This window comes from Marivirga lumbricoides, assembly GCF_014636295.1.
In the GTDB taxonomy this organism is placed as follows: Bacteria; Bacteroidota; Bacteroidia; order Cytophagales; family Cyclobacteriaceae; genus Marivirga; species Marivirga lumbricoides.
Genome location: NZ_BMEC01000007.1, coordinates 165,925 through 181,066, shown reverse-complemented (window position 1 = coordinate 181,066; position 15,142 = coordinate 165,925). Strand labels below are relative to the sequence as shown.

Sequence of the window (15,142 nt, the reverse complement as noted above, 5' to 3'; positions counted from 1 at the left end):
GGACTATTTTTATGAGAAGCAAATTATCATCTGATAATGATGTAATAACATTGCGTTAATAGCAGTTTTTTATTTCAAAAATAATTTTTGCTTTTAACGCAAACCTTATATTTTTGCGCCCAAATTAACTTAATAAGTAAGCCATGAGTGAAAATGTAAAAACAAGATATACCTCTGAGGAATTAGTAGAGTTTGAAGAGTTAATTACCCAGAAATTAGAGAAAGCAAAGCAAGAACTGAGCTACATTAAGGCGACAATTACTCGTTCTGTAGATTCAGGGACAGATGGAACTGTAGGAAATGTGAAGGTACTTGAAGATGGTGCAGACACCATGGAAAAGGAAAACATGAATCAATTGGCTGCCAGACAGCAGAAATTTATTAAAAATTTAGAGAATGCTTTAATCAGGATTAAAAATGGCACCTATGGCATTTGTTCTGAAACAGGAAAGTTAATTCCTAAAGAAAGATTGAGAGCTGTTCCTCATACAACACAATCAATAGAAGCAAAGCTGGCCCAGGATAGCTAATGGATTTTCTGCTTAACCATATTGAAGCTTTAATATTTTGTGCTACTTCACCTTTAAAGCCACAGGAAATCCATCGATGTCTTTCTGAAATGTTTGAAGCTGACGTGCCTTTAAAAGATATTGAAGCTGCATTAGAGAAAATCCTTGTTAAATATCAATCGGATGATTATGCCTTTCAGGTAGAGAAAGTAGCAGGAGGTTTTCAATTCATGACCAAGCCGGCTTATCAAGCCAGTATTGGCATAATGTTAAAGCAACAATCTAAAAAGAGACTTTCTACATCCGCACTGGAAACTCTTTCTATAATTGCATACAAACAGCCTATTACCAAAGGTGAAATGGAGCAAATAAGAGGTGTAAATTGTGACTACACTGTGCAGAAGCTTCTTGAAAAAGAGCTTGTAGAGATAAAAGGAAAAGCAGACGCAATCGGCAGACCTCTTCTTTACGGCACAAGTCAGAATTTTATGGAATATTTCGGAATCAATGACCTGAAAGATCTTCCGACTCCAAAAGATTTTAGCCAGGAAGAAAATCAAATAGGAAAGGAAAGTGAGGAATAATCACTTTCCTTTTTTTATCTCATCATTTTTAAGCACAGTATAAAGTGTAGATTAAGAGATGAGAATGAATTTCCATTCTAAGCACACAGAAAGCCAATGATTGTTTTACCTTTGTGCTTGTTATGGCTAAGAAACCCTTCAAAAAGAAATACTCGTCTGAAAAAAGACTCCCATCAAAAAAACAACCTAGAAGAGATGTTGAACAAGAAGAAACATCTTACAAGGAAGTAAAGAAGAAAAAGGTGATGGAAGATCAGGCCAGAGCAGAAGAAAAAGTACCCTCAGATGGTATCCGATTAAACAAATACCTAGCCAACTCCGGTATTTGCTCGCGAAGAGAGGCTGACCAGTTAATTGCTGAAGGAAAAGTAAAGGTTAATAAAAAGACCATTACTGAGATGGGCTATAAGGTAATGCCTAAAGACACTGTGTACTTTGAAGGCAATCCTATTACGCGTGAAAAGCTGGTTTATGTACTGCTTAATAAACCTAAAGGCTTCCTCACTACTATGGATGATCCTAAAGAGCGTAAAACTGTCATGGACTTAGTTAGTAAAGCATGCGAGGAACGCATTTATCCGGTGGGCAGGTTAGATAAAAATACAACAGGTCTTCTGCTGTTCACCAATGATGGCGACCTGGTGAAGAAGCTGACTCAGCCGGGAAATAAACTCAGAAAAATTTACCAGATTGTACTGAACAAGCCAATAGAGGAGAAAGATTTCCTCTCCATTGAAAGTGGACTTACACTTGATGATGGAGTAGCCAGGGTGGAAAAAATTGCTATTCTTACTCCGGATTTCACCACTATAGGAATAGAAATTGTGATGGGCAAAAACAGAATGGTAAGAAGAATTTTTGAGCATTTAGGCTATGAAATAGAAAAGCTGGATAGAACGCTTTATGCCGGCCTTACAAAAAAAGATTTACCCAGAGGAAAATGGCGTTTCCTAAAGGAGAAGGAAATAATTAACCTAAAACACATGAGGTAGGAGCTACCAGTTCTCTACATTTTTATAGTAGCAAAGGCAGCCATTATTGGGAGCAATTAAAGATTACTGCGAATAATTCTCTTAAGGGCAGAATTAAATGCTCCCAATAACCATTCATGGACAAAACTAATCAATCCACTCAAAGCCAGCGTAAGGCTGCAATACCTCAGGAATACGGATCCCCTTCTCAGTTTGATTATTCTCCAAAATAGAGGCTAAAATCCGAGGAAAAGCTAATGCACTTCCATTAAGAGTATGGAGTAAGTGCTTCTTATTGTTCTCATCTTTGTAGCGAAGTTTCAACCTATTAGATTGATAAGTCTCAAAATTAGAAACAGAACTTACTTCTAGCCATCTTTCCTGGGCCGCTGACCAAACTTCCATATCGTAAGTCATAGCGGAAGTAAATCCCATATCTCCACCACAAAGCCTTAAAACACGATAAGGCAACTCCAGTTTTTGTAACAGGCTTTGGACATAAGTACTCATTTCCTCCAGAGCTTTATAAGAATTATCCGGAAGATGAATCTGCACTATTTCAACCTTATCAAACTGATGTAATCTATTCAATCCTCTCACATGTGCTCCCCAAGAGCCCGCCTCTTTTCTGAAACAAGGAGTATAAGCGGCAAGTTTAATAGGCAATTCCTGCTCATCCAAAATCATATCCCTAAACATGTTGGTTACAGGAACTTCAGCAGTAGGAATAAGGTACAAGTCCTGCTCTTTATCATGGTACATCTGACCTTCTTTATCAGGAAGCTGCCCTGTTCCTATACCAGAAGCTTCATTGATTAAAATAGGCGGTTGAATTTCTTTGAAACCTTGCTTCTCCGCTTCATCTAAAAAGAAATTCAGCAAAGCCCGCTGTAAACGTGCACCTTTTCCTTTATAAACAGGAAAACCAGCTCCTGATATCTTCACTCCCAGGTCAAAATCTATAATATCGTACTTCTTAATTAATTCCCAATGTGGCGTTTTTCCCTCATAAAGAGTAGGTTTTTCCCCATGCTCAGACATCACCTCATTATCATCAGCACCTTTTCCTTCCTTAACATCTTTAAATGGAATATTAGGGATTTGGTACAAGATATCCTGCAAAGCTTGCTCTTTACTTTGAAGTGCTTCCTGCAAATTTTTACTTTGCTGCTTCAGTTCTGAGGTTTTCGCTTTTACCTGCTCGGCTTCTTCCTTTTTCCCCTGTTGCATTAAAGCTCCGATACTTTTAGCTATCTGGTTGGATTCTGCTAATACAGCATCTAACTGCGTTTGCAAATCTTTTCTTTCATCATCCAGCGAAATAACAGTACCAATCAACTTTTCAGGTTCAGCAATATTTCTCTTTTTAAGGCCATCTATGGCTCTTTCCTTTTCTGTACGAAGTTGTGCAACTTGAAGCATGTATTTAGTAAATTTTTGACAAAATAAGTTATTTTTGACTGCATTCGGAACAGAAACTGCAGGTAAATCGTAAAATCTATTTTATATTTCGCTATTTACTTGACAATTAACTTCACTTAGCATATCATTGTAGTATCCAAGAGAGTGAGAAACATTTGTCGAGGTTTCACGCTTTATATAATCCAAATTCATATTATCAAATTTATCATACCAATAATTTCAGAATACACATTCTGAGCAAGTAAAAGCCCTTTTATGTACAACATTGAAGAATTAAATTTAAAGCTTCTTTCAGAATTGAAAGAAATCGCTGAAAAGTTAGGTGTATCCCAATACAAAAAACTTCCTAAAAAAGAATTGATCTACAAAATCCTTGATCAACAAGCACTACTTCCTGAAACTGAACTACCTAAAAAAGAAAGTAAGAAAGAGGGAAAAGAAACGGCTCCTGCTAAAGAAAGAACGGCTCAAGCTCCAAAAAAAGAAGCTGACGCTAGTCAAAAGCAAGAAAGGACAGCAGCAGCAACAAGACCGGAAAGAAAACCACGTACTGAAGAGAAAAAAGAGCCTAAGGCAGAAGAGAAAAAAGCTGAAGCCAAGCAGGAAAACAATAACACTTCTGAAGACGACAACCAGGATAAGAGAAACAAGCAAAGGCAGGCAAATGCTAACAGAGAAAAAAGACCCGAAAAGACTGATCGTAATAACGACAGAAAAGAGCGTCAACCGAGAACAGATAGACCAGATAATAAAGTAAAAAAAGCAAATATCACCGATTTTGATGGCATCATAGAAAATGAAGGTGTTTTAGAAATGATGCAAGATGGCTACGGTTTCTTAAGGTCATCAGATTATAATTACCTTGCCAGTCCTGATGATATCTATGTTTCCCCATCTCAAATTAAATTATTCGGACTAAAAACAGGGGACACAGTGAGGGGCCAAATCAGACCCCCTAAAGAAGGAGAGAAATATTTCGCATTATTAAGAGTCTCTTTCGTAAATGGTAAAACCACTGAAGAAATTAGAGACAGAGTACCTTTTGAATACCTCACCCCACTTTTTCCTGAAGAAAAATTTAACCTTAGCACTAAACCCAACAGATATTCTACAAGGATACTGGACTTGTTTGCCCCAATTGGTAAAGGGCAGAGGGGTATGATTGTGGCACAGCCTAAAACAGGTAAAACCGAGTTGCTAAAAGAGATAGCAAATTCCATCTCTGAAAATCATCCTGAATGTTACTTATTGATTTTGCTAATTGATGAAAGACCTGAAGAGGTAACAGATATGGCGCGTTCTGTAAAGGCTGAAGTAGTTAGCTCTACTTTTGATGAGCAGGCAGAAAGACATGTAAAAGTAGCTAGCATGGTGCTGGAAAAAGCTAAAAGAATGGTTGAGTGCGGTCATGATGTGGTAATTCTGTTAGATTCTATTACTCGTTTAGCCAGAGCTTACAATACAGTAGTTCCTTCATCAGGTAAAATTCTATCCGGTGGTGTAGATGCAAATGCATTACACAAACCAAAACGTTTCTTTGGTGCGGCCAGAAATCTTGAAAACGGAGGCTCTTTAACCATAATAGCTACCGCATTGATAGATACAGGTTCAAAAATGGATGAGGTGATCTTTGAAGAATTTAAAGGTACCGGTAACATGGAACTTGTGCTTGACAGAAAACTATCCAACAAGAGAGTGTACCCTGCTATTGATATTCTTGCATCAGGTACCAGAAGAGAAGACTTATTAATGAGCAAAGACGAGCTACAACGTGTTTGGATACTTCGTAAATTTATGTCGGATATGAACTCAGGAGAGGCTATGGAACTTTTATTAACAAAAATGAAAGGCACTGTAGACAATGATGAGTTCCTGATTTCCATGAATGGATAAAATTGCCAGGAAAATAATTAACTTACCTAAGCGGCTCCTTGTAGAGGAGCCGCTTAACTTATACTCTGGTGTAAGGGGTATGTTCCGCGACAGCCACAAAAGAGCAGGTTTACCTCCAGGCCAGCCATTTTACACAGGCGTAAGAACTGATATTCCTTTTAGCATTTCCGTTTTTTCTTATTCTGCTACTGATATTATTGAAAAAGAAAACATTAGTATAGAAGAACTAAAAGCCTTAAGTGATTCTGAAAAATACTTGTGGGTAAACATTGAGGGTATTCATCATGTAGATGAGGTGAAGAGTATCTGTGACTTCTACGAAATTCATCCACTTACAATGGAAGATATACTTTCCGTAGAACAACGCCCTCAAATAGATGAAAGCGAAAACTACTTATTTATCGCTTTAAAAATGCTTCAATTTGATCAGGAAAATAGGAAAACCTTAGGTGAGCAGGTAAGCTTTATTCTCAGAGAAAATATGGTAATCACTTTTCAGGAGAAAAAAGGGGATACTTTTGAAGCTGTAAGAGTAAGGTTAAGAGCAGGTAAAGGCCGAATCAGAAATGGTGGTAGTGACTATTTGCTTTACGCGCTCATTGACACAGTGGTAGATAACTATTTTGTTGTATTAGAGAAATTCGGAGACGAACTAGAGGAAATTGAAGAGCGTATCATGTTAGAAGGTCGTAAGCGTGATTTTTCCATGTTATATGAGCTAAAGAGAGAGATGATTCATATAAGGCGTTCTGTATGGCCTTTAAGAGAGGTTGTGAGTAAACTTGAGCGTGACGACATAAAACTGGTCAAGAAAAGCACCAGAGTGTACATTAGAGATGTATACGACCATACAATACAGGCGATTGATTCAGTAGAAACATATAGGGATTTTATTTCCAGTTTAAGTGACTTATACCAATCTGTAATAAGTAATAAACTAAACGAAGTGATGAAAACCCTCACAATTCTTTCTGCCATTTTCATCCCTCTTACCTTTATTGCAGGAGTCTACGGAATTAATTTTGAGAATGTGCCAGAATTCAGCTGGGACTATGGCTATGCTTATTTTTGGGGATTAATCATAGTGGTCGGTGGTTTAACAGGACTCATTTTTAAAATCAAAAGATGGATTTAAACCCTTTAGATTTTAGAATATAATTAAATACAAAAAGGGGCTTTCGCCCCTTTTTTCTTAACATGTTTCTCATCGTAAAATCACATTGAAGGATTTCCTTCTTCCAGAGTAATGGTTCTCTCCACAGGATTATAGGGACTCGGAATTAACTCTCCATTCGCATCCAAAAGCTCTAGTTTAACTGTCATATCTTCTATTTTATGACCTTCAATAACATATGGCTGCCATTTGTCAATCATGAATTCCTGACCATTGATAGTAGCTCTTACTTTATTTCCTTCAGCGCTTAAATCAGTGTTTAATAAATAAAAATCCAGCAGTATTCTTTCTGCATCCTTTCCTGCATAAGATCCTTTTGGCCTGCTATAAAACATATGAGGAGCTGAAAGATCTATTCTTTCATTATCCTGAGTTTCTCTTCCTACAGTGAATTGTCTCACATTACTAGCTCCATAACTTTTCACACTTTCATGGTAAGAACGCGATAAAAAAGAAAGTGCTACATAATGGCCTTCTTCCAAGTCTTTAGTAAAATTAGGTTCATAATGTGCAGAATAAGGGTTATTGTTCAAAATTAAGTGAATATGTTGCCCTTTATCTGAATTAGCAAGGTTCTTACCAGACGCATCGCTTGTTTGCGCACCTAACTCATAATTCTTAACATTATAAGAGAAACTCACTTCTCCTGCATTAATGTTTCCTTCATTTTCCTTTGGCGCGGTCATTTCCAGCATCGCATCCTCAAATGCAGGAGACTCCACGGGCGTTAGTGAAATATCTCCTGAGGTTTCATCTGAAGGAGCTTCAGTGGCTGTTTCAACATCTTCTGTATTATTTTCTTCCTTCTTACCTGTATTACAGGCAAAAATCCCAGCAATTAACAATAATATGCCTAATCTTAATGTGGCTTGTTTCATGGTTTTGTTATTTTTGTTTTAAATTTAGTATACTAAAGGTAGCCGTAATATGTTACACAATCAACTTACTTATAAACATCATGAGCAATAAGTTATATAACGAAATACCATCCCTGGACCTAAGAAACTTCACAACAGGTTCAGCAGCAGATAAAAAGCAATTTGTGAACGATTTAGGAAATGCATATAATACTATCGGTTTTGTCGCAATAAAAGGTCACTACTTAAGCGATGAGCTCAGCCAGAAGCTATACCAGATTGTAGAGCGATTTTTTAAACTTTCTACAGAGCAAAAAAAGCAATATGAAAACCCTGAGTTGGCCGGACAAAGAGGATATACCAGCACGGGAAGAGAGCAAGCTAAAGGCCACAGCGTACCAGATTTAAAAGAATTTTACCAGATTGGTCAGTTTGTACCTGAAGAGCATCCTATGAAACCAGAATATCCTGACAATCTATGGCCTGCGGAAATACCTGAAATGGCAGAAGTAGCTAAGGAGGTATACCAAAAATTAGAAAAAACAGGTGTGGAAATGCTCAGAGCTATTGCTCTCTATCTTGAACTACCGGAAGATTTCTTCGATAAAAAGGTAGAATATGGTAACAGCATTTTACGCGCAATTCACTATCCTCCAATAGAAAACCCTGATGCTTTACCCGATGGAGCTGTACGTGCCGCTCAACATGGCGACATCAACCTGATCACTCTTTTAATGGGAGCAAGCGCAGATGGTTTACAAGTATTAAGAAGAGATGGTGAATGGATACCTATTACTGCTTTACCAAACCAGTTAGTAGTTAATGTGGGCGATATGTTAGCTCGATTGACCAATGACAAGCTGAAATCTACTATTCATAGAGTGGTTAACCCTCCAAAAGAGCAGATGAAAAACTCAAGGTTTAGTATTCCATTTTTCATGCACCCTATTTCTCAAATGGATTTAACATGTCTGGATAGTTGTGTTGATGATGAAAACCCTAAACATTATAAAGACATGACTGCCGGAGAATTCCTGCAAGAACGTTTGGCAGAGATAGGCTTATTGAAGAAAAAATAAGTGGTTCGGAGCATCCGATATTATATTTTTCTTAAAGATATATTTATCATATCTGTCACTGCTTTTGGAGGAGTAACAGCAACTTTTGCTCTTTTTTTAGATTACCTCGTCAAAAAAAGAGGGTATTTAACCGAGGAAGAACTAATAGAGATGAATGCCCTGTGTCAAATTTTACCAGGACCTTCCTCTACGCAGATTCTTTGTGGATTAGCTTATAAAATTGGAGGAGCTCCTTTTGCTTTCCTGACATTATTTGTATGGGCCATCCCCGGAGTGGCTCTGATGACGGCTTTTGCCATCCTCATGTCTAATATACAGTCAAAGGAGCTTTCTACTGAGTTTACTCGTTTTATCCAGCCAATTGCAGTTGGATTTGTGGGGGTAGCTGCTTACAGAATTTGCCTAAAAGTTATCCATACAAAAAGCAGCTTCATTTTATTGGTGATATCTGCAGTGATTACTGTTTTTACAAGTTCACCTTACTTATTCCCTATACTGATTCTCTGTGGAGGTTTAGCAACTACCTTCAAATATAAAAGACAACCCATTCAGCAAAAAAATAAAATGAATGTTCGGTGGACAGCTTTAATTATTTGGATAGGAGTACTTGTTCTTATCGCTATCATCGGTACAATTACATATTCACTACCGATCAGGCTTTTAGAGAACTTTTATAGAAACGGGAGTCTGATATTTGGAGGAGGGCAGGTATTGGTGCCATTTCTCTACACTGAGTTTGTGGATTTTAAAGACTATTTAAGTTCAGAAGAATTCTTAAGTGGTTTTGCAATTGCTCAAGCCATTCCGGGGCCAACCTTTTCATTCGCTTCATATATTGGCGCACTCTCAATGAGAGAATATGGCACATGGGGAGAGATATTGGGTGGATTTTTGGCAGCAGTAGGTATATTTGTACCGGGCACCTTAATGATATTCTTCCTGGTACGTTTCTGGGATGAACTAAAAAAGTATAGAATCATTAAAGCTTCTTTGGAAGGAATTACTGCTGTGAGTTCCGGAATGGTAGTAGCTGCAGTTATTCTATTGTTTGAGCCTGTAGAAAATACCGCACTAAACTTCTCAATTATTATCGGCACTATTTGTATATTAATTTTCACAAAAATACCAGCTCCTTACATAGTAATAGCTGGTTTGCTAGCCGGATTTATATTCAAATAGGGTGTTTAGGTAGATAAATGATCATTTGTATTTGAGAATAAAAGTGATGATTTACCCATGGCAACAGTCAACTGTACATTCCCACCATGCATTAATGGTACATTTTCATCACCATGGCCAAAGGGGAAATTAAAACCCACTGGGAAGTTATAGTCAGAGCAATGCCTTAGAATAATTTCTTCAACACACTCACCATACAATTCTTTACTCTCACTCGTATTCGTAAATTGACCTACTACCAGCCCTCTTAAGTACTGGAGCTTTCCTGCACGTTTCAATTGCACCAACATGCGGTCTACATGATATAGTGGTTCAGCTACCTCCTCAACAAAAAGAATTCTATCCTTATAATCAATTTCAGTAGCAGACCCTAATTGGTGCACGAGAAGAGACAAATTTCCACCAATCAAATCCCCTTGAGCCTCTCCTACTTTATTAAATTTACTTAATGCAGTTAGAATTGAGAAATCCCCCTTTAACGTTTTGATGACTGCTTCCTTATTTGCACTGTTCAATTTGGAAAGACCCTGTACCACACTGGCATGAATGCTGGCAAAACCTTGAATATACGCAGCATGAAGCAAAGCAGTAATATCACTAAAACCAATAATCCATTTAGCATTCTGCTGAAACTTTTCCCAATTCAGTTGATCAATAATATGGGTAATACCAAAACCACCCCGGGCACAAAAGATAGCTTTTGCCTCTGAGTGATCCATAGCATATTGCAAATCATATAAGCGTTGAATTTCCGTACCTGCAAACTTGTAATGCTTGGTAAAAACATTAGATGCCAATTCAACTTTAAAACCAGCCTTCCGCAATAAGAAAATCCCTTCCTGTACTGCTGCTTCATTTACTACACCAGAGGGACTAACGACAAGAATTAAATCTCCTGCTTTCAGAAAAGTGGGAAGTTGAATCATAAAAAAAGCCCTGAATTTTGTTCAGGGCTAATATCACTATTATTTAATAAATTTCTAAAATTTTACTCTTCAGTTTTTGCTGGTGGCTCTACTCCTAATTTTCTCAATACCATATCAGAAATATCACCTTTTTTCTCATCTGAAATAAAGAGTAAAGCTTCTGCTCTTAAAATATGAGTGTAACCATTCTCAGCAGCCACTTTATCAATTGCTGTTTGAATTTTTCCATATAATGGCTGGTACAACTCCTGCTGCTTCTTTACAATAGATTGCTCAGCATCTTGCTGAAACTTTTGCAAACTTTGGTTTTCAGCTTGTAACTCCTGTTCCTTTTGTGCTCTTACCTGCTCCGTCATAGTAGGCGCATTTTGCTGATATTCAGCAACTTTAGTTTGAAAATCCTGATATTTTTGTTGTATAGAATTAGTGAATTGCTTTTCATATGCTGCTATTTGAGATTCTACTTCTTTAGTCTCAGGCATCAAGCTCAACACATAATCTGCGTTCGTAAAACCTATTTTTGTGTTCTGCGCATAAGCATTAAAGAATAACCCGAATGCTAACATTAATACTAAAACCTTTTTCATCGTTTTTCTCAATTTTTAATTTTTATTTAAATCATTGTCATCTATTAAACCCAGTTCTTCTAATACTAAATCAGTATAATCATGAATAGGATCCGTATAAATCATTATTAATTCACCGGATTTATCAAACACAATTTGTAGTCTTTCCTTCTTAGCAACTATTTCAGCAGCCTCAAATACTTTATCCTGAACCGGCTTAATTAATTCTTTCTTCTTAAGGAAAAACAAGCCATCAAATCCAAAAACCTTTTTTTGATACTCTTTTACCTCCAGTTCTTTTTTCTCGATTTCGGCTAAACGCTCATCTTTTAATTCCTTTGTAAGAAGCACTTCCTCCGCTTTTAGTTCGGAATACATAGATTCAATTTCTTTCCTCATTCCTTGAATTTCATTTTGCCATGCCGTTGATAAAGCTTCAATTTCCTGCTGAGCTTCTTTATACTCTGGCATTTTACTCAAAACAAACTTTGAATCAATGTATCCAATCTTTTGTGCTTTCACATTCTGAAAACACAGCACCAAAAATACAATGCTTATACCAATATTAACAAATCTCATACCAATTTATCTAATCTGATTTCCGATTGTAAAGTGAATTTGTCCTCCGCTTGCTACATTTGTTCCAGGAGCCGGGTCAAACCCGTAACCCCAATCAATACCAATAGTACCAAATGCAGGCATAAATATTCTGGCTCCTACTCCTGCAGACCTCTTCAGATCGTAAGGATTATAGTCCTTAAAGTTAGTCCATGTGTTACCAGCTTCTCCAAATCCTAATACATAAATTGTAGCAGAAGGGTTCAAAGATATTGGATAGCGTAGTTCCATTACAAACTTATTGTAAATCGTTCCACCTGTAAGGGTCCTCACATCTGTTTCCCCTCCTTCAAAACTGGTTACAAATTCAGTTGGTCTTAGAGAGTTATCTTCATACCCTCTTAAACCTATTATTTCAGAGCCCAGCAGGAAGTTTTGACCTCCTAAACCTGAACCACCTAATGTAAATCGTTCAAAAGGACCTACACCAACTCCTTTTTGATAACTTCCAATCAAACCGAAGTTAGCCCTTGTATTAATAACCAAATCCCCTACTATTTTATTGAAGAAAGAAGCATCAAACATCCACTTGTGGTATTCAATGAAATTGATTGACTCATCAAAAGATATTCTGTCATAGTCCTTATTGTTCAATAGACTGTAAGGAGGGGTTAGTGACAAGCTTAAGCTGATATTAGAGCCAGATCTTGGGAAAATAGGATTATCTACACTATTTCTGGCCAAAGTTGTTTTGAAAAGAATATTATTTGCTTCACAATCTGTACAACCTAATTGAAGACCCGCAAAGTTATTAATAGTATATTTTGAATATTCTATACTATTAGCCAAAGTAAAGAAGTTATCCGGCCACTTTAATCTTCTTGAAAGGCTAACAAATCCCCTTGCAATAGTAAATGAGCCTGTAGCATCTGCTCTTGGATTTCTGAAATTAATATTTGCTCTGTAAGAATAGCTCCCCCCAACAGTTAAAGCATTCGGCTTTTTACCTCCTAACCAAGGCTCAGTGAACGAAGCATTGTAACTTTGGAATTGTCTTCCATTTGCCTGAAAAGACAAAGAAAGAATTTGACCATCACCAACTGGTAAAGGATCCCAGTTGCCGAAATCCATAAAGTTCTGCAAAGAAAAGTTGTTGAAAGTGATTCCCAAACTACCCACAAAACCTATCTGGCCACCCCAGCCACCGGATAGTTGAATTTGATCGTTAGAAACCTCTTCTAATTCCCAATTAATATCCACTGTTCCATCAGCCGGGTTAGGTACTGGAACAGGATTTACAGTTTCAGGATTGAAGTAACCTAATTGAGATAAACGTCTTTGTGTTTCAATAAGATCTCTTCTACTAAACTTTTCCCCCGGAATAGTTTGCAGTTCACGGATAATCACATGATCGTTCGTTCTGGTATTTCCTGAAATATTTACCTGATTAATAGTTGCCTGTGGACCTTCTGAAATTCTGAGCTCCACATCAATAGAATCATTTTCAACCCTTACCTCAACCGGAGTTACGTTGAAGAACAAATATCCGTTATCCATATAAAGGGAGCTGATATCATTTCCGGTAGGATCATACTGCAATTTTCTATTAATTTTTTCAAGGTTATAAACATCTCCGCTCTCAATACTCAAAATAGTACTAAGCACTTTATCGGAATAAGTAAAATTACCTTCCCAATTAAGGTCTCTGAAATAATACTTTTTCCCTTCGTAGATACCTATTTCAATAGCCAAGCCTCCTTTTTCAGTAAAAATACTGTCATAGGTAATCTCAGCATCTCTAAATCCTTTTGAATTATAGAAAGCAATGATAGCTTCCTTATCAGCCTCATAGTCAGACTTAACTAATTTGGAGGATTTAAAGAAATTCACATTTACATGCTCTCCTAGGTAATCCAGTAATCTGTTGGGGGAAACTGAATCTTGCTTAAAAAAGAACTGGAAGTAATTTTTTGGCTTTGAATGAAGCGCACGGCTAAAAATATCAGAAAATAGTGTAAATTTTAATTTCTCACTTGTCTCCTTCATTCTTGATTTCAGCCTCCTATCACCAAATTCTTTATTACCTACAAAGTAAATCTCCTGAATCTTTACCTTGTTCTTCTTATCAACATCAAATATGAGCTCCACGCCATTTCCTATTAATGTATCAGGTCTTTGCCTGGAACTAACTTCAACATTTAAGAAACCTTTCCCTTTATAAAATCTCTCAATATTTAATTCTGCATTTTTTATGGAAGCATCAGTGAGAATTCTACCTTTCACTAAGGTAAGTTCATCAGATAACTCTGTTTGTTTTGACTTTTTAACTCCCCTAAATGTATACTGGGTTAATCGAGGGCGTTCCAAAAGGTCAAGGATTAATTTTATTTTTCCTTCATCTACTATTTCATAAAGAATGGTAACATCCGCAAAAAGACCCTGTCTCCATAATTTTTTAATAGCAAATGAAATATCATCACCGGGAATATCAATTCTGTCCCCCACCCTAATTCCTGTTATTGAAACAACAGCGTTGGAGTCAAGATACTCCAGTCCTTTGGTTTGGATTTCAACTACTTCATATTTCCTCGGATTATTGTAATCCAGGGATTTGTTGATTTGGGCAGATAATGTTGTGCTTGCAAATATTAATAAGATTATCGTAAATATATTCTTCATTCACTTAGTACTTTTCCGAACCTTCTTTCGCGTTTCTGATAATTTTTTAATGCTTCTATCAAATGTTCCTTTCTGAAATCAGGCCATAAGATTTCTGTGATATAAATTTCTGTATAGGCCATTTGCCACAACATAAAATTACTAATTCTGAACTCACCGCTTGTTCTTATAAGCAACTCGGGGTCAGGTACTTTAGCGGTAGAAAGATAAGACTCAAATAAAGAGTGGTCAATATTTTCCGGCTCAATATTTTTCTCCTTTGCATATTGAGCTACTTTTTGAACTGCCTGCAGTATGTCCCATTTACCGCTATAATTCAAAGCAAGTATTAAATTCAGCCCATCATTAGAAGCCGTATTTTCAATAGCATATTTCAACTCTTTAAAACATTTAGCAGGTAATTTGTCAATATCGCCTATTGCAGTAAGTCTTACATTATTATCCTGCAATGTTTTCATCTCATTTTTAATAGTACTTACCAGCAATTGCATAAGAGCATCGACTTCCATTTTTGGTCTTGCCCAATTTTCAGTTGAAAAAGCATACAAACTCAGGTGCTTTATCCCTAATTCTGCTGATCCTTCCACAGCATCCCGCACTGCTTTTATTGCATTTTTATGTCCGAAAACCCTGGCAGCACCTTGCTTTTTTGCCCATCTTCCGTTGCCGTCCATTATAACGGCTATGTGTTCTGGTAAATTGCTTTTATCTAATTCTTTCTCCATGTAATAAAAAGGCTGGGAAA

At 36.9% G+C, this 15,142-nt stretch carries 14 protein-coding genes; 7 read left to right on the top strand and 7 right to left on the bottom strand.

What is annotated here, in order from left to right:
• Positions 1 to 143: 143 nt before the first annotated feature.
• The 3 genes from IEV85_RS12185 to IEV85_RS12175 all read left to right on the top strand — a co-directional run bounded on the left by IEV85_RS12185 (position 144) and on the right by IEV85_RS12175 (position 2,085).
• Positions 144 to 530, top strand: a complete 387-nt coding sequence (locus IEV85_RS12185; RefSeq protein ID WP_188463679.1) for a TraR/DksA family transcriptional regulator — start codon at positions 144 to 146, stop codon at positions 528 to 530.
• Positions 530 to 1,093, top strand: a complete 564-nt coding sequence (gene scpB / locus IEV85_RS12180; protein ID WP_188463677.1) for an SMC-Scp complex subunit ScpB — start codon at positions 530 to 532, stop codon at positions 1,091 to 1,093. The genes IEV85_RS12185 and scpB overlap by 1 nt, the downstream gene beginning before the upstream one ends.
• A gap of 122 nt (positions 1,094 to 1,215) precedes the next feature.
• On the top strand, positions 1,216 to 2,085 hold the full coding sequence (locus IEV85_RS12175) for a pseudouridine synthase (RefSeq protein WP_188463675.1): 870 nt from the start codon (positions 1,216 to 1,218) through the stop codon (positions 2,083 to 2,085).
• Positions 2,086 to 2,211: 126 nt separating this feature from the next.
• Here IEV85_RS12175 and serS read toward each other — a convergent pair whose 3' ends face one another.
• Positions 2,212 to 3,486: a serine--tRNA ligase gene (gene serS / locus IEV85_RS12170; protein WP_188463673.1), complete on the bottom strand. Its 1,275-nt coding sequence runs from the start codon at positions 3,484 to 3,486 to the stop codon at positions 2,212 to 2,214.
• 255 nt (positions 3,487 to 3,741) lie between these two features.
• Between serS and rho the strand changes: the two genes are divergently transcribed.
• Positions 3,742 to 5,379, top strand: a complete 1,638-nt coding sequence (rho, locus tag IEV85_RS12165) for a transcription termination factor Rho (RefSeq protein ID WP_188463671.1) — start codon at positions 3,742 to 3,744, stop codon at positions 5,377 to 5,379.
• Positions 5,372 to 6,514, top strand: a complete 1,143-nt coding sequence (gene corA / locus IEV85_RS12160) for a magnesium/cobalt transporter CorA (RefSeq protein ID WP_188463669.1) — start codon at positions 5,372 to 5,374, stop codon at positions 6,512 to 6,514. The genes rho and corA overlap by 8 nt, the downstream gene beginning before the upstream one ends.
• 80 nt (positions 6,515 to 6,594) lie before the next feature.
• Here corA and IEV85_RS12155 read toward each other — a convergent pair whose 3' ends face one another.
• Complete coding sequence (locus IEV85_RS12155; protein WP_188463667.1) at positions 6,595 to 7,431, bottom strand: phosphopeptide-binding protein; 837 nt, start codon at positions 7,429 to 7,431, stop codon at positions 6,595 to 6,597.
• Between the two features lie 80 nt (positions 7,432 to 7,511).
• Here IEV85_RS12155 and IEV85_RS12150 point away from each other — a divergent pair, with 80 nt between their 5' ends.
• Both IEV85_RS12150 and chrA read left to right on the top strand, forming a co-directional pair.
• On the top strand, positions 7,512 to 8,489 hold the full coding sequence (locus tag IEV85_RS12150; protein ID WP_188463665.1) for an isopenicillin N synthase family dioxygenase: 978 nt from the start codon (positions 7,512 to 7,514) through the stop codon (positions 8,487 to 8,489).
• Entirely contained in the window at positions 8,490 to 9,668 is a 1,179-nt protein-coding gene (chrA, locus tag IEV85_RS12145) for a chromate efflux transporter (protein ID WP_188463663.1), read from the top strand.
• A 5-nt stretch (positions 9,669 to 9,673) separates the two neighbouring features.
• On the opposite strand, the gene IEV85_RS12140 is transcribed toward chrA, so the two are convergent.
• From IEV85_RS12140 to uppS, 5 genes are all read right to left on the bottom strand, one after another.
• Positions 9,674 to 10,594 (bottom strand): S66 peptidase family protein, encoded by a 921-nt coding sequence (locus tag IEV85_RS12140; protein ID WP_188463661.1) that lies wholly within the window; start codon positions 10,592 to 10,594, stop codon positions 9,674 to 9,676.
• Between the two features lie 62 nt (positions 10,595 to 10,656).
• Positions 10,657 to 11,181 (bottom strand): OmpH/Skp family outer membrane protein, encoded by a 525-nt coding sequence (locus IEV85_RS12135; RefSeq protein WP_188463659.1) that lies wholly within the window; start codon positions 11,179 to 11,181, stop codon positions 10,657 to 10,659.
• Positions 11,182 to 11,196: 15 nt separating this feature from the next.
• Positions 11,197 to 11,739 (bottom strand): OmpH/Skp family outer membrane protein, encoded by a 543-nt coding sequence (locus tag IEV85_RS12130; protein ID WP_188463657.1) that lies wholly within the window; start codon positions 11,737 to 11,739, stop codon positions 11,197 to 11,199.
• A gap of 6 nt (positions 11,740 to 11,745) precedes the next feature.
• Positions 11,746 to 14,397, bottom strand: coding sequence for a BamA/OMP85 family outer membrane protein (locus IEV85_RS12125; protein WP_188463655.1), 2,652 nt, complete (start codon positions 14,395 to 14,397; stop codon positions 11,746 to 11,748).
• A complete protein-coding gene (gene uppS / locus IEV85_RS12120; protein ID WP_188463653.1) occupies positions 14,394 to 15,122 on the bottom strand; it encodes an undecaprenyl pyrophosphate synthase in 729 nt (242 codons plus the stop codon). The genes IEV85_RS12125 and uppS overlap by 4 nt, the downstream gene beginning before the upstream one ends.
• Between the last annotated feature and the right edge of the window lie 20 nt (positions 15,123 to 15,142).